This window comes from Bacillus sp. SRI_025, assembly GCF_057592095.1.
In genome coordinates this window covers 446,107-466,204 of sequence record NZ_JBYEGB010000002.1, presented here as the reverse complement: position 1 = coordinate 466,204, position 20,098 = coordinate 446,107, and the positions used below count along the sequence as shown (strand labels likewise).

Annotated in this window: 18 protein-coding genes; 3 read left to right on the top strand and 15 right to left on the bottom strand. The window is 42.0% G+C overall.

The window, feature by feature from the left end; all coding sequences use genetic code 11:
- The first annotated feature begins 180 nt into the window (after positions 1 to 180).
- Positions 181 to 1,110, top strand: a complete 930-nt coding sequence (locus AC20OE_RS07285; protein ID WP_487268773.1) for a Na/Pi symporter — start codon at positions 181 to 183, stop codon at positions 1,108 to 1,110.
- A gap of 42 nt (positions 1,111 to 1,152) precedes the next feature.
- On the opposite strand, the gene mtaB is transcribed toward AC20OE_RS07285, so the two are convergent.
- From mtaB to gpr, 12 genes are all read right to left on the bottom strand, one after another.
- Positions 1,153 to 2,511, bottom strand: a complete 1,359-nt coding sequence (gene mtaB, locus AC20OE_RS07280; RefSeq protein ID WP_212040032.1) for a tRNA (N(6)-L-threonylcarbamoyladenosine(37)-C(2))-methylthiotransferase MtaB — start codon at positions 2,509 to 2,511, stop codon at positions 1,153 to 1,155.
- On the bottom strand, positions 2,511 to 3,281 hold the full coding sequence (locus AC20OE_RS07275) for a 16S rRNA (uracil(1498)-N(3))-methyltransferase (RefSeq protein ID WP_212043199.1): 771 nt from the start codon (positions 3,279 to 3,281) through the stop codon (positions 2,511 to 2,513). The genes mtaB and AC20OE_RS07275 overlap by 1 nt, the downstream gene beginning before the upstream one ends.
- A 23-nt stretch (positions 3,282 to 3,304) precedes the next feature.
- Positions 3,305 to 4,240: a 50S ribosomal protein L11 methyltransferase gene (gene prmA / locus AC20OE_RS07270; protein ID WP_024423032.1), complete on the bottom strand. Its 936-nt coding sequence runs from the start codon at positions 4,238 to 4,240 to the stop codon at positions 3,305 to 3,307.
- A gap of 22 nt (positions 4,241 to 4,262) precedes the next feature.
- On the bottom strand, positions 4,263 to 5,396 hold the full coding sequence (gene dnaJ / locus AC20OE_RS07265) for a molecular chaperone DnaJ (RefSeq protein ID WP_024427952.1): 1,134 nt from the start codon (positions 5,394 to 5,396) through the stop codon (positions 4,263 to 4,265).
- Positions 5,397 to 5,561: 165 nt separating this feature from the next.
- Complete coding sequence (dnaK, locus tag AC20OE_RS07260; protein WP_047201915.1) at positions 5,562 to 7,400, bottom strand: molecular chaperone DnaK; 1,839 nt, start codon at positions 7,398 to 7,400, stop codon at positions 5,562 to 5,564.
- A 24-nt stretch (positions 7,401 to 7,424) separates the two neighbouring features.
- On the bottom strand, positions 7,425 to 7,982 hold the full coding sequence (gene grpE / locus AC20OE_RS07255; protein WP_212043201.1) for a nucleotide exchange factor GrpE: 558 nt from the start codon (positions 7,980 to 7,982) through the stop codon (positions 7,425 to 7,427).
- A gap of 63 nt (positions 7,983 to 8,045) precedes the next feature.
- The gene (gene hrcA / locus AC20OE_RS07250) at positions 8,046 to 9,077 is read right to left on the bottom strand and encodes a heat-inducible transcriptional repressor HrcA (RefSeq protein ID WP_003217350.1); all 1,032 of its coding nucleotides are present in this window, start codon (positions 9,075 to 9,077) and stop codon (positions 8,046 to 8,048) included.
- Between the two features lie 81 nt (positions 9,078 to 9,158).
- Complete coding sequence (gene hemW / locus AC20OE_RS07245; protein WP_487268772.1) at positions 9,159 to 10,298, bottom strand: radical SAM family heme chaperone HemW; 1,140 nt, start codon at positions 10,296 to 10,298, stop codon at positions 9,159 to 9,161.
- A gap of 114 nt (positions 10,299 to 10,412) precedes the next feature.
- Entirely contained in the window at positions 10,413 to 12,251 is a 1,839-nt protein-coding gene (gene lepA, locus AC20OE_RS07240) for a translation elongation factor 4 (protein ID WP_024423038.1), read from the bottom strand.
- A 141-nt stretch (positions 12,252 to 12,392) separates the two neighbouring features.
- A complete protein-coding gene (locus AC20OE_RS07235) occupies positions 12,393 to 12,725 on the bottom strand; it encodes a YqxA family protein (protein WP_024427951.1) in 333 nt (110 codons plus the stop codon).
- A 13-nt stretch (positions 12,726 to 12,738) separates the two neighbouring features.
- Positions 12,739 to 13,947: a stage II sporulation protein P gene (locus AC20OE_RS07230; RefSeq protein WP_487268771.1), complete on the bottom strand. Its 1,209-nt coding sequence runs from the start codon at positions 13,945 to 13,947 to the stop codon at positions 12,739 to 12,741.
- A 66-nt stretch (positions 13,948 to 14,013) separates the two neighbouring features.
- The gene (gene gpr / locus AC20OE_RS07225; RefSeq protein WP_059374591.1) at positions 14,014 to 15,129 is read right to left on the bottom strand and encodes a GPR endopeptidase; all 1,116 of its coding nucleotides are present in this window, start codon (positions 15,127 to 15,129) and stop codon (positions 14,014 to 14,016) included.
- A 198-nt stretch (positions 15,130 to 15,327) separates the two neighbouring features.
- Between gpr and rpsT the strand changes: the two genes are divergently transcribed.
- The gene (gene rpsT / locus AC20OE_RS07220; protein WP_024423042.1) at positions 15,328 to 15,594 is read left to right on the top strand and encodes a 30S ribosomal protein S20; all 267 of its coding nucleotides are present in this window, start codon (positions 15,328 to 15,330) and stop codon (positions 15,592 to 15,594) included.
- Between the two features lie 132 nt (positions 15,595 to 15,726).
- Here rpsT and holA read toward each other — a convergent pair whose 3' ends face one another.
- Positions 15,727 to 16,746 carry a DNA polymerase III subunit delta gene (gene holA / locus AC20OE_RS07215; RefSeq protein WP_047201921.1) on the bottom strand — a complete coding sequence of 340 codons (1,020 nt, stop codon included), beginning with the start codon at positions 16,744 to 16,746 and terminating at the stop codon, positions 15,727 to 15,729.
- A 237-nt stretch (positions 16,747 to 16,983) separates the two neighbouring features.
- On the opposite strand from holA, the gene AC20OE_RS07210 reads away from it, so the two are divergent.
- Positions 16,984 to 17,118, top strand: a complete 135-nt coding sequence (locus AC20OE_RS07210) for a YqzM family protein (RefSeq protein WP_012010638.1) — start codon at positions 16,984 to 16,986, stop codon at positions 17,116 to 17,118.
- 39 nt (positions 17,119 to 17,157) lie between these two features.
- Here AC20OE_RS07210 and AC20OE_RS07205 read toward each other — a convergent pair whose 3' ends face one another.
- Together AC20OE_RS07205 and AC20OE_RS07200 are read right to left on the bottom strand one after the other, a co-directional pair.
- Positions 17,158 to 19,485 carry a DNA internalization-related competence protein ComEC/Rec2 gene (locus tag AC20OE_RS07205; protein ID WP_487268814.1) on the bottom strand — a complete coding sequence of 776 codons (2,328 nt, stop codon included), beginning with the start codon at positions 19,483 to 19,485 and terminating at the stop codon, positions 17,158 to 17,160.
- On the bottom strand, positions 19,478 to 20,047 hold the full coding sequence (locus tag AC20OE_RS07200) for a ComE operon protein 2 (RefSeq protein ID WP_039180075.1): 570 nt from the start codon (positions 20,045 to 20,047) through the stop codon (positions 19,478 to 19,480). The genes AC20OE_RS07205 and AC20OE_RS07200 overlap by 8 nt, the downstream gene beginning before the upstream one ends.
- Between the last annotated feature and the right edge of the window lie 51 nt (positions 20,048 to 20,098).

The following is a 20,098-nucleotide window of genomic DNA, read 5'->3' as shown; positions in this document are numbered from 1 at the left end:
TCTTTCCCTCCCTCCGAATACACCAATCGACTGCATTAAAAAAAGATATACATGCAAAACATGTACCTAGTCATTATAATATAAGCCTTGTGTGAGGTCAACTAAGTGATTTGGAAATATATTTTCGTCATGAGCAGGTAGACAAGTCCATATATTCATTGGTAAGAGGAGGACTTTTCTATGATGGCGATCATTTATTTTTGTGCACTTATTTTCATTTTTTTATGGTCAATGGGTTTGCTGAGAAAAGGATTAATGGCGCTTGCGTCCTCTCGTATTGAGAAATCACTTCTTCTCTTTACAGATCACCCGGTCAAAGCATTCTTGGTCAGCATTGTGTTTACAGGGGTTCTACAAAGCAGTTCGGCGTTTATGGTCATCGTCATCGGCTTTGTCAGTACAGGCATTCTCTCTTTTAAAAAATCGATCCCTATGATTCTTGGAACCAATATCGGCTCCACGTTTACGACAGAATTTATCGCTATTAAAATGGATGTCTTCATGTGGGTTTTGATCATAATCGGTCTTGTATGCATCCTTTTTGGCAGAACATCTTTTAGACATGCAGGAAAAAGTTTATTTGGGCTCGGGATGATCTTTTTTTGCATACAAGGCTTTTCAAAAATTGCAGGGATGATGACAAGTCAGCCTGAGACATTGCGTTTTCTTGAAATGATGCAGCATTCAGACTGGACAGCGCTGCTTTCGGGTACCATTTTCACAGCGATTGTTCATTCGAGCTCCGTCTGTATCGGCATTTTAATGGGATTTATGAATGAGGGAACTGTGGCACTTCAGGAAGGCATCAGCTTTGTGTTAGGTTCCAATATCGGGACATGTATTACGGCTGTGATGGCTGCGATATCTGGCGGCTACGCAGCACGTCAAACGGCTTATGCACACGTCGTGTTTAATGTGCTCGGTGTTCTTATATGCCTTCCGTTTCTCGCCCTGATCACAGAGGTTGTCGCCCTTCTCGCAAGCTCACCCGCCCAGCAGATTGCGCATTTCAGCCTGCTGTTTAATGTGGCAAGCTCTCTCCTCTTCTTGCCGTTCATACGCCCTTTTCACGCATTGATCTTGTGTCTCATGCCGAATCAGTCAAAATAAAAGAAACCGGCTTGCCCTTTTGGCTGCCGGTTTTTTTATCTATTATGAGGTCATTCTCACTTTGTCTGGCTGCACATCATCGCTGATGCGAACGAATTGTCCTTCGTTATAAGGGTAACCCGCTTTCGTAATTTTCACTTTGACCAGACGTCCGATCATGTCCTCTGTTCCTTCAAAAACAACCTTCATATAGTTATCAGTATAACCAACATAAAGATTGTGGTTTCCTTCTTGCTCCTTGAAGGATTCTTCCGGAATAATTTCTAGCACATCACCTTCATATACAGATGCATACTCTTTCGCAAGCTGGTCAGAAAGAGCGATCAAACGGTGGACACGTTCGTTTTTCACATTTTCATCCACTTGATCTTCCATTCTTGCAGCTGGCGTGCCTGTACGTTTGCTGTAAGGGAATACGTGCAGCTCAGAGAATTGATGGTCTTTGACAAAATTGTACGTTTCCAAGAATTCTTCTTCTGTTTCCCCAGGGAATCCTACGATTACATCAGAGGTGACAGCAAGTCCTGGCAATGCTTTTTTCAGCTTTGTTAAACGCTCTGCAAAGAATTCCATCGTATATTTACGGCGCATTCTTTTTAGCACAGTATTTGAGCCAGATTGAAGCGGGATGTGTAAGTGTCTGACAATTTTATCTGACTGATCCAGCACTTCAATCACTTCATCTGTAATTTGACTAGCTTCAATAGATGAGATACGGATTCGTTTTAAGCCAATAACACGTTCATCTAATTCTCTCAGAAGCTTCGCAAAGTTATAATCCTTTAAGTCTTCTCCGTATCCGCCTGTGTGAATACCTGTAAGCACAATTTCTTTATAGCCTGCATCAACAAGCTGCTGCGCTTGATTGATGACCTCTTCTGGATCGCGAGAACGAAGAAGGCCGCGTGCCCAAGGAATAATGCAGAATGTACAGAAGTTGTTACAGCCTTCTTGGATTTTTAATGAAGCGCGCGTTCTGTCTGTAAAGGCAGGAACATCAAGTTCTTCAAACACACGTGCTTTCATGATGTTGCCAACCCCGTTAATCGGCTGTCTTTCTCTGCGGTATTCTTCTATATAACCTAGTAATTTATGTCTATCCTGTGTTCCAACCACAATATCAACACCAGGAATCGCCATGATTTCTGCTGGAGATGTTTGCGCATAGCAGCCGGTTACACAAATGACACCATCCGGGTTATGACGAATGGCTCTTCTAATGACTTGGCGGCTTTTCTTATCGCCTGTATTCGTGACCGTACATGTATTAATGACATATACGTCTGCTTTTGATTCATACTCTTTTCTTTCATAGCCAGCTTCTTTAAACAGCTGCCAGATCGCCTCTGTTTCATAGTGGTTGACCTTACAGCCAAGTGTATGGAACGCTACTGTTCCCATCATGATTCACCTCTTAATAACTCTGTTTGATAAGATATAGCGGAAAGCGCGTATAAAGGAGCGGTTTCCGTTCTTAAAATGCGTGGTCCGAGCCCGCAAATGACTGCACCAAGCGTTTCAAGCTCTTCAATCTCCTTTTCTGCCAAACCGCCTTCAGGGCCAAAAACCACTAGCAAGGTTTGTCCGCCTTTCATCTGTTGAAGCACAGTTTGAAAGCGGCTTTGCTCTCCTTCTTTCGATGATTCTTCGTATGCAACGACACATTTATCGAATTCACCAGCTAATTGCGTCAGCTCTTTAAACGTTGATACTGAATAAACACGCGGAATGATATTCCGGTAGGACTGCTCTGCTGCTTCTTTCGCGATTTTCTCCCAGCGCTCTCGTTTTTTATGTGACTTTTTTTGGTCTAGCTTTGTAATAGAACGAGCCGCTTGAAATGGGATAAAAGCACTTGCGCCAAGCTCTGTGCCTTTTTGGATAATGAGCTCAAGCTTATCTCCTTTTGGAAGACCGCTTGCGATCGTCACCCGAATCGGAAGTTCTCTGTCCTGATTTGTCCAGCTTTCAAGGTGACAAATCACTTCTTCCTTTGTTATTGTATCAATTTTACTGAGCGCTTCAAAGCCGTCTGTCGTTAAACAAAGGATTTCCTGCCCTGCTTTCATCCGCATGACATTGGAAAGATGATGTACATCTTCACCTTTTATGACGATGGCTCCCTTTGCAATAACTTCTTCTTTCGTGAGGTCGATAAAATATCGTTGCATACGTGTCCTGACACCTACTCGCTTTATTTTTTCGCTATAATGCTGACCCAATCTTCCATTGACAGCACTTCAACAATATCAAAACCTGCTTCTTCTAATGCTGTTTTGACTTGTAATTTCTTTTGTCCAATGATGCCTGATGTAATGAAATAGCCATCTTTCTTCAATAGGTCATAGGCTTGATCTGTAAAGCGCAAAATCACTTCTGCCAGAATGTTGGCGACAATCACATCACGCTCACCTGAAATCCCATCAAGCAAGTTGTTTTGTTTGACCGTCACTTGGTCACTTACACCATTTAGTTCGATGTTTTGCTTCGCACTTTCTACCGCAACGGTGTCGAGATCAAAGGCTTGAATGTCTTTTGCACCAAGCATCGCTGCTGCCACACTTAAAATCCCAGAGCCTGTTCCAACATCAATCACCGTATCGTTTTCCTTTACATAGCGCTCAAGCGCCTGAATACAAAGGACGGTTGTGGGATGCGTACCTGTTCCAAATGCCATTCCTGGGTCCATTTCAATAATCAGTTCATCAGAATGAACCGGTGTATATTCTTCCCACGTTGGAACGATGGTGAATTTTTCAGAAATTTTCACAGGATGATAGTATTTCTTCCATGCGGTGGCCCATTCTTCTTCATTTACTTCACAAATTGACAGTGTATTGCGTCCAAGGTCAATATCGTATAGAAGAAGATTGTTGATGGCTTCTTTGATCTCATCTACCGTTTCCATCAAAAAGCTGTTCATTGGAAGATAGGCTTTGACAATGACACCTTCATCCGGATAGTCATTCGGATCGAGCTGGTAGATCTCACCGTATACATTTTCACGTTCCTTGACTAAATCAAGCGGGTCCTCAATCACGACACCACTTGCACCTGCTTCATGCAAAATATTGGTGATCGGTTCCACCGCTTCATTTGTTGTATGGACGCTAATTTCTGACCACTTCAATACTACCAACTCCTTATCCGTCTTACTCGCCTTTAAATGCGCGTTTTACCTTATCGAAAAAGCTCATTTCTTGTTCGTCCGGTTTATTTCCGCTCACTTCAGCAAATTTTCTAATGATATCTTTTTGATTGTCTGTTAAATTTGTCGGTGTGACGACACGTACAACGATATGCTGATCGCCTTGGCCGTAGCCGCGTACATTTTTCACACCTTTTCCTTTAAGTCTAAACTTCGTGCCAGTTTGAGTGCCAGCAGGAACTTTTAATTTTACTTTTCCGTGTAATGTCGGCACTTCAATTTCGTCACCTAATGCAGCTTGGGCAAAGGTGAGCGGCATCTCGCAGTAAATGTCATCTCCATCACGTTCGAAGAATTCATGCGCACGCACATGGAATACAACGAATAGATCGCCTGGAGGTCCTCCATTTACACCTGGTTCACCTTGACCAGATACTCTGAGCTGCTGGCCATCATCAACACCTGCAGGGATCGTCACGTTAATTTTCTTACGCTTGCGCACTTTGCCAGATCCGCCGCATGTTGAACATTTATGATCAATTTGTTTCCCTGTTCCGCTGCAGTAGTTACATACTCTGCGGTTGACCACTTTACCAAATGGGGTTGACTGTTCAACATTTAATTGACCAGAACCGCCGCAATGTGAACAAGTTTTCGCCTGCGTACCAGGCTTTGCACCTGATCCATGACATGTTTCACATGATTCCTCGCGGGGAATCTCGATCGTTGCTTCTTTCCCAAATGCCGCTTCTTCGAATGAAAGCGTCATTGTATATTGCAGGTCCGCTCCTTGGCGCGGTGCATTTGGATCTCTTCTTCTCGCTCCGCCGCCAAAAATACTAGAGAAGATGTCATCAAAGCCGCCGAAGCCGCCAAAGTCTCCTCCTCCACCAAAACCGCCACCGCCAAAGCCTTGGTTTGGATCGGTATGACCGAACTGGTCATAATGCGAACGCTTTTGATCATCAGAAAGGGTTTCATAGGCTTCTTTTACTTCTTTGAATTTCTCATCTGAGCCAGCTTCTTTATTAATATCAGGGTGATACTTTTTTGAAAGCTTGCGGTATGCCTTTTTGATTTCGTCCTTTGAGGCGCTCTTACTTACGCCAAGCACTTCATAGTAATCACGCTTACTCATCTCTTCACACTCCCGATTTTCTCACATAAATACGATTGTATCATTTTGATTTAACTTTTTTCAATTCCTTTCATCGTTGAAAAGAAAAAAAGTCAAAGCCAAGAGATCCTGACTTTGACTTTCTGACGAGTACGTTTCAGCAGTCTTTTTCAAAAGTAAAGGTGATTATTTTTTCTCTTGATCGTCGTTTACTTCTTCGTATTCTGCATCCACTACATTGTCATCTGCTTTTTGAGCACCTTCAGCGCCTTCTTGCTGAGCTTGTGCTTGTTTTGCAGCTTCTTCATAGAGCTTTGTCGTTAATTCTTGAACGATTGTTTGCAGCTCATCTTTTTTCGCTTTGATGTCTTCAAACTCGCCTTTTTCGATCGCAGCTTTTAGTGCATCTTTCGCGTCGTTTGCTTTTTTCACTTGCTCTTCATCGATTTTGCCTTCTAGATCTTTTAATGTTTTTTCAGTTGTAAACACTAATTGATCTGCTTCGTTGCGCACTTCGATTTCTTCTTTTTTCTTCGCATCTGCTTCAGCATTTTCTTCTGCTTCTTTGACCATTTTTTCGATCTCATCATCAGAAAGACCTGAAGAAGATTTGATTGTGATGTTTTGCTCTTTGCCTGTACCCATATCTTTCGCACGTACGTTGACAATACCGTTTTTATCGATATCAAATGATACTTCAATTTGTGGTACGCCGCGTGGTGCTGGCGGGATATCAGTCAATTGGAAGCGGCCTAATGTTTTGTTATCTGCAGCCATTGGGCGCTCACCTTGCAAGACATGGATATCTACAGCTGTTTGGTTGTCAGCAGCCGTTGAGAATACTTGAGATTTACTTGTTGGAATTGTTGTATTACGTTCAATCAGCTTCGTGAACACGCCGCCCATTGTTTCAATTCCTAAAGAAAGTGGTGTTACGTCAAGAAGAACAACGTCTTTGACATCTCCTGTGATCACTCCACCTTGGATCGCTGCACCAAGTGCAACAACTTCATCAGGGTTTACACCTTTATGAGGCTCTTTGCCTGTTTCTTTTTTGATTGCTTCTTGGACTGCAGGAATACGAGTTGATCCACCTACAAGGATGACTTTATCAATCTCGCTAGCAGATAAACCAGCATCTTTTAGTGATTGACGTACTGGTGTCATTGTACGCTCTACAAGATCTGCAGAAAGCTCTTCGAATTTAGCACGCGTTAACGTTAATTCAAGGTGAAGAGGTCCTGCTTCTCCAGCTGTGATAAATGGCAGTGAAATTTGTGTAGAAGATACACCAGAAAGATCTTTTTTCGCTTTTTCAGCAGCATCTTTTAAACGCTGAAGCGCCATTTTATCTTTAGAAAGATCAATGCCATTTTCTTTTTTGAATTCAGCCACTAGGTGATCAATGATGACTTGGTCAAAATCGTCTCCACCTAGACGGTTGTCCCCAGCAGTTGAGCGCACTTCAAAGACGCCGTCTCCAAGTTCAAGTACTGACACGTCAAATGTACCGCCGCCAAGGTCGTATACAAGGATCGTTTGATCTTCATCTGTTTTATCTAAACCATACGCAAGTGCAGCTGCTGTTGGTTCGTTGATGATACGTTCTACTTCAAGACCGGCAATTTTACCAGCATCTTTCGTTGCTTGACGTTCTGCATCGTTGAAGTAAGCAGGAACAGTGATAACTGCTTTTGTTACTTCTTCACCAAGATAGCTTTCAGCGTAAGATTTAAGGTGTTGAAGAATGATTGCAGAGATTTCCTGCGGTGTATAGTTCTTGCCTTCAACTTCTACTTTATAATCTGTACCCATATGTCTTTTAACAGACATGATTGTGTTTGGGTTTGTAATTGATTGACGTTTTGCTACTTCACCCACTTGGCGCTCTCCGTTTTTAAAAGCGACAACAGATGGTGTTGTACGTGCTCCTTCAGCGTTTGCAATGACTTTTGGCTCGCCGCCTTCAAGTACTGCAACACATGAGTTTGTTGTTCCTAAGTCAATCCCAATGATTTTACTCATATTCGATGACCTCCCATTATGTAGTTATTGATTTACTTTTACCATTGATGGACGAATAACTCGATCTTTGAGTTTATAGCCCTTTTGCAATTCTTCTACAACGATATTTGAATCGAAGTTTTCATCTTCAACTTGCATGACGGCTTGATGAAGGTTTGGATCGAACTCTTTGCCGACAGCTTCAATTGGTTCAACGCCTTCATTTTTCAACGCTTCTACCAGCTGGCGGTAAACCATTTGCATTCCTTCTAACAAACTTTTCGTCTGCTCATTGTCTGGATCAATTCCAAGCGCTCTTTCAAAGTTATCAAGAGCTGGGAGAAGATCACTGACAACATGTTGAGAACGATATTTTTGCACGGTCTCCACTTCAGTTCGAGCACGGCGTTTATAGTTTTCAAAATCTGCTTGAACACGCAGAATTTTGTTCTCTTTTTCATCTAGAAGCTGCTGCAATTCATCGATTTTTTCTTGGAAGGCAGACTGTTCATCATGTGTTACTTCCTCAGTATCTGCTTGAACTGCTTCTTCTTGTGCTTCAACCTCTGCTTCTTGCTCAGGTGTCTGTTTTTCTTCTGACATTGTGTTCACCTCCCTCAAAAGATTCAAAAATACGAAGGGGCTATGCCCCTATCTTTTATCACCCTACTCATCATACAAATTGGAAAGTGCGTTTGACAAGTCTTTTGATACATGATGCAAGAGACTGACAACCCTGCCATAATCCATACGGGTTGGACCGATGACAGCAATGGAGCCGAGTGATTTTTGATCAATCGAATAAGTGGCTGTGATTAAGCTGCAGTTCTCCATCGCTTCCAAATTGTTTTCTGAACCGATTTTAATGGTGATTCCTTGCTGATTTGGATGAAACAGCTGCATGACATCATTCTTTTGCTCAATAAGCATCATGAGTGAACGAATGCGGTCAATGTCATGAAACTCCGGCTGATTCAACATATTAATCTTCCCGCCAAAGAAAAGTTTTGATTCATTTTGAGTCGATGTAAATGTATTGCCGAGCGCATCTAAAATATGATCATAATCTTTTAAATGCGTGCGAAGAAGCATCACAACTTCTTTATACATTCTGTCCTTCAGCTGATCCATCGGGACTCCGGCTAGGCGGCTGTTTAAAATATTCATCAGCTTCTCAATATCGGAGACATCGAGATGCTCAGAGAAGGTAATGGTTTTGTTTTCAACATGTCCGCTGTCTGTAATCATGATTGCCACTGCTTTGTTCGGCTGAACAGGGACAAGCTGAATTTGCTTTAATCGATTTTCACTTAGCTTTGGACCAAGCACAATCGATGTATAGTTTGTGAGATCTGATAAAATTTCCGCCGATTTTTGAACTGTCTTTTCCAGCTCAAAAATTTTCTCCTGAAAGGCCGACTGGATGAGCACAAGCTCTTTAGACGACAGTTTTCGCGGAGAGAGCAAATGATCTACATAATAACGATATCCTTTTTCGGAAGGAATTCTTCCTGATGAAGAATGGGTCTTTTCAATAAAACCAAGTTCCTCCAAATCAGCCATTTCGTTTCTAATCGTCGCAGAGCTGAATGTAATGTCTTCTTTTTTAGAAAGAGTCCTTGATCCAACTGGCTGCGCCGAACGAATAAAGTCATTAATGATGACTTGCAGAATCAAAAGCTGACGATTTGTTAACATCATCATCACCCCTGTTAGCACTCTCTTTCAACGAGTGCTAATTGTATAAACAAAATTACCAAACTCAAATTAAAATGTCAATTATAACTCACCGAGAAACGCTTGAAATACTTCATTCCCTAACAATTTTCCTTTTCTTGTTAAACGGATCCCGATGTCATCTTTTACAATGAGGCCTTTTTCTTCTAATTCTTCAAGAACAGTGGGAAAAAGTGCTTCTGGTGCAGTACCATATTTTGCTTGGAAATCAGCACTTTTCACTCCTTCGATCTTTCGAAGACCTAAAAACATTTCTTCTTCTATTTGCTCTGCTTTTGTGACCTCATGTGTTTCCTTATACGGGAACCCTGTTTGGTCAATCAGCTCCAAATAATGCTTCACCGGCCCTGCGTTCACATTTCGGACGCCATTTACATACCCGTGTGCGCCTGCACCAAAACCGAAGTAATCTTCATTGCTCCAATAGGTCAGGTTATGCTGACTTTCAAAGCCAGGTTTGGCGTAATTGCTAATTTCGTACTGCTTTAATCCATGGCGCTCCATTTCATCCATCACAAGCTCATACATTTCAGCCTCACGTTCTTGCGGCGGTAAATGAAGTTTTCCCTTTTGCATTAAGTTGTAAAAAACGGTTTTCGGCTCGACAATGAGTGAGTAAACCGAATAATGCTCTGCCCCCAGCGAGAAAGCTGTCTCAAGTGAATTCATCACATGATGCTTTTCTTGATGCGGCAAGCCAAACATGAGATCGAGGCTAATATTGTCAAATCCAACCGCTCTAGCTCGCTCAAAGGACGTAAGGACATCCTTTTTTTGATGAACTCGTCCGATTTTTTTGAGCAAATCGTCTTCAAAGGTTTGAACGCCAAAACTCAGCCGATTGACACCGGCTTCTTTTAACACATGCAGCTTCTCGAGTGATAATTCATCTGGGTTCGCTTCCACTGCAAATTCAATCAGGTTTTTTGTCGGCTTTAATACACGGTGAATGCTGTTCATGAGCTTGTCTAGCTGGCTGACAGTCAGTGATGTCGGGGTTCCCCCGCCAATAAAAATCGTCTTGAGTTCCTGCTCGCCCTTTTGTTCGATCGTATGCTGCATCTCTTTTTCAAGAGCCGCTAAGTATTCATCGACTGGCTGCGTTTTAATGAAAAATTTATTGAAATCACAATAGTGGCAAATGTGCTCACAAAATGGAATGTGAATGTATGCTGCTTTCATTTGATGACACCTTCTTTACAGGTAAAGAGCCGCAGTTTATCGCTGCGGCGCCTTTGTTTGTTATCGACTATAAACGTCAAGGCGAACATTGTAAAGCAAGCAGCCTTGAGGATGTTATTTTTTCGGTGTGCTGTCATCCATCTTCAGCACGGCCATAAATGCTTCTTGCGGGACTTCAACAGAGCCCACTTGCTTCATGCGCTTTTTCCCTTCTTTTTGCTTCTCAAGAAGCTTTCTTTTCCGGGAAATGTCTCCACCATAACATTTGGCAAGTACGTTTTTACGCATCGCTTTAATGGTGGAACGAGCAACGATTTTTTGACCGATTGCTGCTTGAACTGGCACTTCAAAGTGCTGGCGTGGAATCAGTTCTTTTAGCTTTTCTACAATGATCTTGCCTCGTTCATATGCATAATCGCGGTGAACAATAAAGGAAAGGGCATCAATTTTTTCGCCATTCAGCATGATATCCATCTTCACCAGCGTCGATGGACGATAGCCAATCAGCTCATAATCAAAGGACGCGTAGCCTTTTGTGTTAGACTTTAGCTGATCAAAGAATTCGTATACGATCTCTGCCAAAGGAATTTCGTACACAATGCTCACACGGTTCGCATCAAGATACTGCATATCGATGAAATTTCCGCGCTTTCCTTGGCAAAGCTCCATCACAGAGCCTACATAATCGTTCGGCACCATCATTGTTGCTTTTACATATGGTTCTTCAATTCGCTCAATCTTTTGCGGATCAGGCAGATTGGACGGGTTATCTACGACGATTTTTTCTCCATCTGTCATATATACATCATAAATAACACTTGGCGCTGTCGTAATCAGATCAATTTTAAATTCACGTTCAATCCGTTCTTGGATGATTTCCATATGAAGCATTCCAAGGAAGCCGCAGCGGAAACCGAAGCCAAGTGCTTGGGATGTCTCTGCCTCATATTGAAGTGAAGAATCATTTAATTCAAGCTTTTCTAACGCTTCACGTAAGTCGTTGTATTTCGCTGTATCAATCGGATAAAGTCCGCAGTATACCATTGGGTTTAGCTTTCTGTATCCTGGCAGCGCTTCTTTCGCAGGGTTTTCCGCACTTGTGATCGTATCCCCTACACGTGTATCACCGACATTTTTAATCGCAGCGGTTAAGTAGCCAACATCTCCAACTGTGAGTTCATCTGTTGGCATGGCTTTTGGTGTGAATACGCCGACTTCAAGAACTTCAAATTCTTTCCCCGTCGCCATCATTTTAATTTTCTGACCAGGTCTGACGGTTCCTTCAACAATTCGTATGTACGCAATAACGCCGCGATACGCATCGTAAAGAGAATCAAAAATAAGGGCTTGAAGTGGTGCTTCTGGATCTCCAGCAGGTGCTGGCACCTTTTCAACGATTTGTTCTAAAATATCCTCGATTCCAATACCCGCCTTAGCAGAGGTGAGAACAGCTTCAGACGCATCCAACCCGATGACATCTTCAATTTCTTCTCTTACACGCTCAGGCTCTGCACTCGGCAGATCGATTTTATTGATAATCGGAAGAATTTCTAAGTTGTTATCAAGAGCTAAATAAACGTTCGCAAGTGTCTGTGCTTCAATTCCTTGTGCTGCATCTACTACGAGAATCGCACCCTCACAGGCAGCTAGGCTTCGAGATACCTCATAGGTGAAGTCGACATGCCCTGGTGTATCAATCAGGTGCATGATATATTCTTCTCCATCCTTCGCCTTATACTTCAGCTGGACAGAGTTTAGTTTAATCGTTATGCCGCGTTCACGCTCTAAATCCATGGAATCAAGTAATTGTTCTTTCATTTCCCGTTGAGTAATCGCCGCTGTTTTTTCCAAAATACGGTCCGCCAATGTGGATTTCCCATGGTCAATATGGGCGATAATGGAGAAATTTCGAATTCTTGATTGCCGTTCTAATCGTTTTTCTTTATCTGTCACAATCTATCACTCCTACTATAAAACGCGGGTTGCGCTAGGTTAGATTATATCAATAGGGCTGTAAAGATTCAATCGAAATCAAGAAAAGCCGCTTATCGGTCAGCGGCTTTGATTAAAAGGGTGATATCTCATGAAATTCGTTTATTTCCCATTCACCCAATCATAAAGAGAACGGGCTGCATGTGTCATACCATCAGACAGGGCTTTTCCTGCTTTGGAAAAGGCATTAAAGCCTTCTATTTCCTCCAGCTGCTTTTGTTTTTCGGCAAGATCCTTTTCTGTAACAGCCGTTCCTAAGATAGAAGCTTCCTTTTCTTCATCATCGTTCATTTGAATGGAGAAAGCTCCTTTTAATTGCGGATCATGGTAGCCCTTCATTTGCAGCATGCCATTATTCGCTTGCTGCATTCCTAAAAAGACACCAAACAGCAAGACCAATCCTAAAATAATGGTTTTTCCAATAAATGAGCCCATACCCGTCACCACCTTAAGAGCGTTTTTTCTCATCCTTTGCTTTGCCGTCCACCTTTTCCGCGTCCCAGAAAATGTCGCTGAATACATCAGCTGCTGCATTGGATGCATTTCTTAATTCTTCCATATTATTATCTACTCCACCAAATTCTAAAAGAAGGGCTTTGTCAGATAAATCTTGATTATAGATTCCATTATCGCCAATTTCTCCTTTGGCAAACACGCCGACACTAAGACCTTTATATTTTTTCTCCATCAAATGGTGGAACTCTGTCGCAAGCTTTAAGTTTTTCTCATAGCTTTGATTCTTCTTCCCTACAACAAACGCAATTCTCGCATATTTCTTCCCATTGATTTCGACAGTCGTATCTTTCTTTCTTCTTGAGTCCCGGTGAATATCAATTAAATAATCGAGGTCATCATTTTTCGCTAAGGCTTCTTTCACGACCAATCTTGATTCATTATAAGACTGCGGATACTTTAATCCTTTTTTCACGAGTCTTTTTTCAATTTCCGTTTTGTCGACTGTATTGCCGATTCCTTGCTGATCAAGTGCCTTTCCAAACATGTCGCCGACAAGGGTAACATTCACTTTTGAGTGCCGTGCATTATTTGGATTCGTTTCTCCTTTTAAAAATGGTAAATATGATTCCGTATTATGTGTGTGATAAATGTACACAGCTTTTCGTTTTCCTGTTGACCGGTCCGGTTCTTTGGCAGGCTTTTTCGGCCCATCTTCATCAAGCTTGTCCAGTTCAGCTAAATTTGCTTCTTTTTCATCTTGGATCACTTCACTCGGAGGCGGCGATTCCATTGGCATGTTGGTATAGTCTGTGCCTTCACCCGCTAAGATGATTTTTGTATCAAAATGTTCAAAGCCTGGAAGTTCTCTTCCTAGAAAACTGCGCGGGTCTTCTAAATTAATACTGGTTGCAAGCTTCAGTGACAGCCCAGAGAAATGAAATCCTTTTTGATCTTCTGGAACTGCTGAGGCGAAATATTGGTTTTCCATGCCCATTAAAGTGGCAAAAAATGCGCCAGAGAGCTCATCTGCTACACCATATAACGAGGCTTGCGGCCTCAGCTCAGGTTTTAAAGATGTTAAAGCCCCTGACATCACAAACACCACAACAAGAGAGGCAATAAATAAGAAAATGCTTTTGACTACTTTCGTTCCATTAATCGCAACGACCAACTGTCGAGGACGGCGGGGTCTTTTTTTCATGATTTACTCCCTCCAGCACGCTTTCTAGTAATTACACTATGAGCGAGCTAGAGAAAGTAGAACCGATTAATGATTATATGAACCCATGTTATCTTGCGTGATTTTTTGATGAAGCGCTGTGTTTAATCCGTTGGCAAGTACGTTTGCCATATCATCAATGAATGTATCGACTTCTTTAGGTGTGACCATTAAATTTTGCCCGAGCGGCGCAAGCACTTCATGGATCAGCTGCCTTTTCTCTTCTTCTGGAAGGGTTCCTACGATGCCTAAGAATGATTGACGTGTTTCCTCATCTGGCAAGTCTTCTTCGTTAAGCACTTTTTTCTTCCCGAATGTCAAACCAGCCGGCACAAGAGAGCGAGATGGTCTATCATCTTTTAGTTCTCTACCAAAATGCTTTAAGACATAATCAATTGTGTCACTAGCAATCGTTACTGCATCCACAACTGTCGGAACGCCAATCGCAATCACTGGGATGCCCAATGTTTCTTTACTTAATTCTTTCCGCTTATTCCCTACACCAGAACCAGGATGGATACCTGTATCAGAAATTTGAATGGTTGTATTCACTCGTTCCACCGCACGAGCAGCAAGGGCGTCGACAGCAATGACAAAATCAGGCTTAGACCGCTCAATCACACCTTGGATAATGTCACTTGTTTCAATACCAGTCAGTCCCATCACACCTGGTGACAAAGAGGAAACTGGGCGATAGCCTTCCTGAACATTTTCCGGCTGCAATTCAAAGAGATGGCGGGTTACAAGCAGGTTTTCAACTGTGAGAGGACCTAGTGCATCTGGCGTGACATTCCAGTTTCCCAGTCCTACTACAAGGCAGCTCGCATCTGCCTGAATGCCTCTGTCTTTTAAAAACTGAGCAAAATGACGGGCAAAGACTTGGACGACTTTTTCTTGCATTTCAGAGTCTTTCTCCCGAATGCCTTGCGCTTCAAACGTCAAGTAGGTCCCTGCCTTTTTGCCAGTCAGCTCCTCCCCTTCTTTCGTGATTTCTACAGTACGGATGCGGATGCCTTGCTCATCTTTTTCCTTTTCGACGATCCCTTGGATCCCGTCCTTTTTGACGACATTCGGATCGTTCTCTTGTTCTAGTATCTCTTTTGTTTCAACAGCAAGGTCTGTCCGGATTTGATAAACGCTTAAATCGAGCTTCTGTTTCTCCATAAAAAGACTCCTTCCACCAAGTAATTAACAGTAGTCTTTCCATCTCTTGAAAGAAACATTCGAGCACGTCATCAATGAAAAATACTTTACATTTATATTGCATTCTAAAGGTGTGTTTGATAGAATACAATTTGTTCTATTGTGAAGATTTAACCTTAAGACAATTGTGTTTAGGTTGTATCTTAGGAGGTGAAACACATGCCAAATATTAAATCAGCGATCAAACGTACAAAAACGAATAACGAACGCCGTGCACATAACGTAACAATTAAGTCTGCGATGCGTACTGCGATTAAACAAGTTGAAGTTTCTGTAGCTAACAACGATGCTGAGCAAGCAAAAGCTGCTCTTGCTTCTGCTGCAAAACGCATTGACAAAGCCGTTAAAACTGGTCTTGTACACAAAAACGCAGCTGCGCGTTACAAATCAAGACTTGCTAAACAAGTAAACGGACTTTCTGCATAATGCTTGCAACGCCTCAGTGATGAGGCACCTGTTTAACTGTACGTCCGTCCTGATCGGCCGAGCCTAAGGACAGACTGGCAATTATACATCTAAACAAAAACGACCCTCTTTTTAGAAGGTCGTTTTTTATGTTCAAGCGCCTAACAATCGAAGCAGGAACAATTCTAACAGCAGCTGCTTGTCCTTTTTACCCGTTTTCATTTCATAATCAATTGTTGAAAGCTCTTTGACGATCTGCTTGAGCTCTTCTTCTGAAAACAATCTTGCCTGATCCATGGCAAGTTTGACCCGGAATGGGTGGACTTTTAGATTTGAAGCAATTTGTTTTTGTCCATACCCTTGCTGAGCGAAATACTTCGTCTGCAAAATCAATCGAAATTGAGTTGAAATGAGTGCTAATATTTTAATGGGTTCCTCATTTTGCTTCAAGAGATCATAAAACATCTGCATGGCCTCAGAGCGGCGTCTGTTTACGATTTGATTAATCAGCTCGAAAATATTTTGCTCTAAGCTTCTTGCAACGAGCTGATTGACATCTGCTAACTCAATTTCTTCCCGCTCTCCAATATATGTACTTAGCTTCCGAACCTCTTGGAATAGAGAGGATAGACTTCCGCCACATAGCATCACAAGCTGTTCAGCCGCTTCAGATGTAATCATCTTTCCTTCTGTCTTCACCAGTGTAATGGTGAAATCAGTTGTTTCTTTTGGGTTTAATTCTTTCGCCTCAACAACAGCAGCTTTCTTTTTTAGCAATTTGGTGATTTTTTTACGCTCATCCAGCTTTTCATATGGTGCTAATAACACAAGAATGGTATAGGGCGCTGGCTTTTCTAAATAAGCTTCTAATACAGAAAGCTCATGCTCGATCTTTTCCTTTTTCTTCTCAGCTGTAAGAAAATAAGGATTCTTGATCACGACGAGACGTCTTTCTCCCATAAACGGAAATGTTTCTGCATCGGTCACAGCCTGTTCAAGCGGCACCTCCTCCATATCGAAGATGGAGTAATTAAAATCTTTCGTTTCCTCGTCTACTACTGCTTGTCTCAATTTAGCGGCGGTTTCTTGCAGTAAATATGTTTCTTTCCCATATAAGCAATAAACGGGATGGATATCCCCTCGTTTTAAATTGTTCCATACATCAAAGACCATCAATTGAATCCCTCTCTTTCACTTCCTCCTCTATCCTAAAGTGTGTGAAGACATTAGTAAAGAGGAAGCTGAAAGTGCCGCCTCCTCATTTATAGTAAACGTCCGGCGCAAGCTCCCGGGTCAGCCTGCTGTCAGACGATATTCATAAAATGATCATGAAAATGGAAAACGGTTACTTTACCTTCTAGCAATTCCAAATGAGTTCAAGTATACTAAAATTAGCCAGGAGGGATGAAAATGAATGAATTTGAAAAAAATGTTCAAAGCAAGCGGAATGATGTGACCGACTCAGCCGTTGGTTTTATCGTCACATTCGGATTTTTCGCCTCAATGTTTATTTTGGCAACTATTATACACCTCGTTGGATCTTAACTTCATGAAGGTTACATGACTGCCGTTTTGGCAGTTTTTTTATTGAGTTTGTAAGATATCATATGGAGGGTGAGTGTAAAACGTTCCTTCCTCATCGAGAAATTCATACGTCACACTCCCGTCGGTATCTGTACGATACACCTTCATTTGCTGATCCTTTAATTTTTTCAAGACTTCCTGATGTGGATGCTGATAACGATTGCGTTCACCTGCTGAAATGAGTGCATGTGAGGGCTTGAGATGCTGAAGCCATTCTTCGCTTGTTGACCCTTTACTCCCGTGATGTCCAACCTTTAAGATATCTGCCCGCAGATGAGGAAAGGCTTCTATAATGTCTCGCTCCCCTTCTTGTTCAAGATCTCCAGTGAGCATAAACCGCTTCCCGCCTAGAGTAAATGTCAAAACGAGCGAATCATTATTCTTAGTTGTCACTCGATCACGCGACGGATGAAGAACCTCAAATATTTGCTCTCCAATCTGAAGCCGATCTCCTCTCTCTAATTCATCAATCATGATCCCTTGATCAGCTGCTTCTTTTAACAGCTCCGCATCCTCTGGACTCCGGGCAAAGCCTTTTGGTATAGCCAGCCGCTTTACTTTATTTCGCTTGATTAAACGAACCGCTTCTCCCATATGGTCTTGATCCGCATGCGTCAGAATAAGGACATCAAGTTTCGCTATACCTTTAGAATGTAAAAACGGGATCAGCGTTTGATCACCGATCGTAGACACTTTTCGTCTTTTTTTCCACGGTTCTTCTTCAAAAGAAAGCCTGCCTCCCGTATCCACAAGCAGGTGCCCCTTTCGATAGGGCAGCTGAATAAACAAACTATCCCCCTGTCCTACATCCAGCATCGTCACTTCCCCTTTTTCGAAAAAATTCGGGGTGAAATAGTGAACACTCAAGACACCAATGAGAAAAAGGAGCGGCACAGCATAGGACTTCACAGACGTTTTGCACTCCATCACAACTAACAGAACAATTAAGGCACTCACCTCAAGAACAATATGCCACCAAGTTGACTTCATAAAAATCAAGTTGAATCCATCAAAATCAGCCATATAGGCTGACAATTGATGACTAAGCTGGATCACCGAATCAAGCAGTTGAAACAATGTTTGTCCAAGCGGAAGATAAACGATCGTCAAAAGAAAAAAGAGTAAGGATAGTGGCATGACGATCGTCGTAAAAAAAGGAACAAATATCATGTTCAAAGGAACGCTCAGTAAAGAGAATTGATGAAAATGATATAAAAGAACAGGGAGCGAAGCAAGCTGTGCAATAAAGGAAATCAGGAATAATTGCATAACCGAACTTTTTGGTTTTGATAAAATCCTCGTCGATAACAAAATAAAAAACGTCACCACGAAGGAAAGCTGAAATCCGATATCAAATAAATAAAGGGGATGAATCGCTAATAAGAGTAAAAACGTTGCACTTAATACCACAGCAGAAGGCTGTTTCAATTCTTTTGGCAGACTAGTCATCACTAAATAGATTCCTGCCATGAGACAAGCTCTTAAAACAGATGGTGCAGCACCTGTCAAACAAGCATAAATAGGAAGAAAGCATAATAGAAGAATACGTGCTGTCTCTCTTGTCACACCCACACGAAGGAGACACCAAAATAAACACGCAAGAAGCGTTTGCACATGCAATCCTGAGATCGCTAGTAAATGAATAATACCGAGCATTTGATAATCTCTTAATGTGTCAGGTTCTATCAACTCACGATCGCCAAAAATAAGTGCCTGTACAATGCCAACAGAGTGTTTTGGCACATGGTCCTCTAAAAATGTCAAACCCTTTTGCCTCATCGCTTGAAGATAGTAGGAAGAACCGCCTTTTTTTGTACAGTTTTTGATCGACTGCGGCAGAAATATAGCGTCAATGCCTTTTGTTTTTAAAAATTGATCGTATTGAAATCCGTTAGGAATGGTGGCGTGTTTTGCTGGGCGAACATCACCTGTCATGTGACAGCTCATACCAGGTTCTACCTCTTTTAATGCCTCTTTTTCACGCTCTGTTTGAATTGTATAAAAAGTGGCTAGTCGTTCATGGTCTGTCGATACAGTCGCTGAAAAACGATTGCCATCTGTTTTCGGAATGCTTTCAATCACAACGGAATCAGATAGGAATTTTTCTTGTACGGGTAGCTCCGTTTCAAGAGACTCATGAACCATAAAAATAAGTGTATAGACAGCCCCACATAGGCTGACCATTAAAAAAAGCTGGGGCATTTTTTTCAGTAGGCTGAGAAGTAATATGATGAGAAGAAAGAGAAGGAAATATATATGAAGATGATATGCAGCCAGAGCAATTCCAACAGCTGCTGAAATTGCCCCAAACGGCAAATATTTAAACATAGGAAGTAAATAATTGATTCGCCTTCTCATGCATATCGCGAATTTCTGTTTCGCTAAGTCCTGATTCACTCAGCTTCCCAATTAAATCTGCAACAAAGGCCAATTTTTCTTGATTTTTTAAGTCGATGATCATTTCATCTAATTCAACTTGCTCCGTTTGAACACCCGCCTGCTCGAATAAATCAACGGCATATGGATGATTTTTATAATCCTTTGCATAGTACACTGTCCGTATACCCGCTTGAATGATGGCTTTACAGCACTGTAAACAAGGAAAATGTGTGACATATATTTCAGCATCAGCTGTAGGTGCTCCAAATTTGGCACATTGTAAAATAGCATTCATTTCCGCATGGATGGTGCGAACACAGTGATGATCAATGACATAGCACCCTACATCCGCACAATGAACATCACCGGCAATGGAGCCATTATACCCCCCTGCAATAATGCGCTTGTCCCTTACGATGGTCGCCCCAACAGCTAACCGCTCACAGGTGCTTCGTAAAGCAAGCAAATGGCTTTGTGCCATAAAATATTGATTCCATGAAATTCTTTCCACGAGCTGATCCCTCCAGAATGATGGTTGATATTAAGTGTACATGCCTTTCTT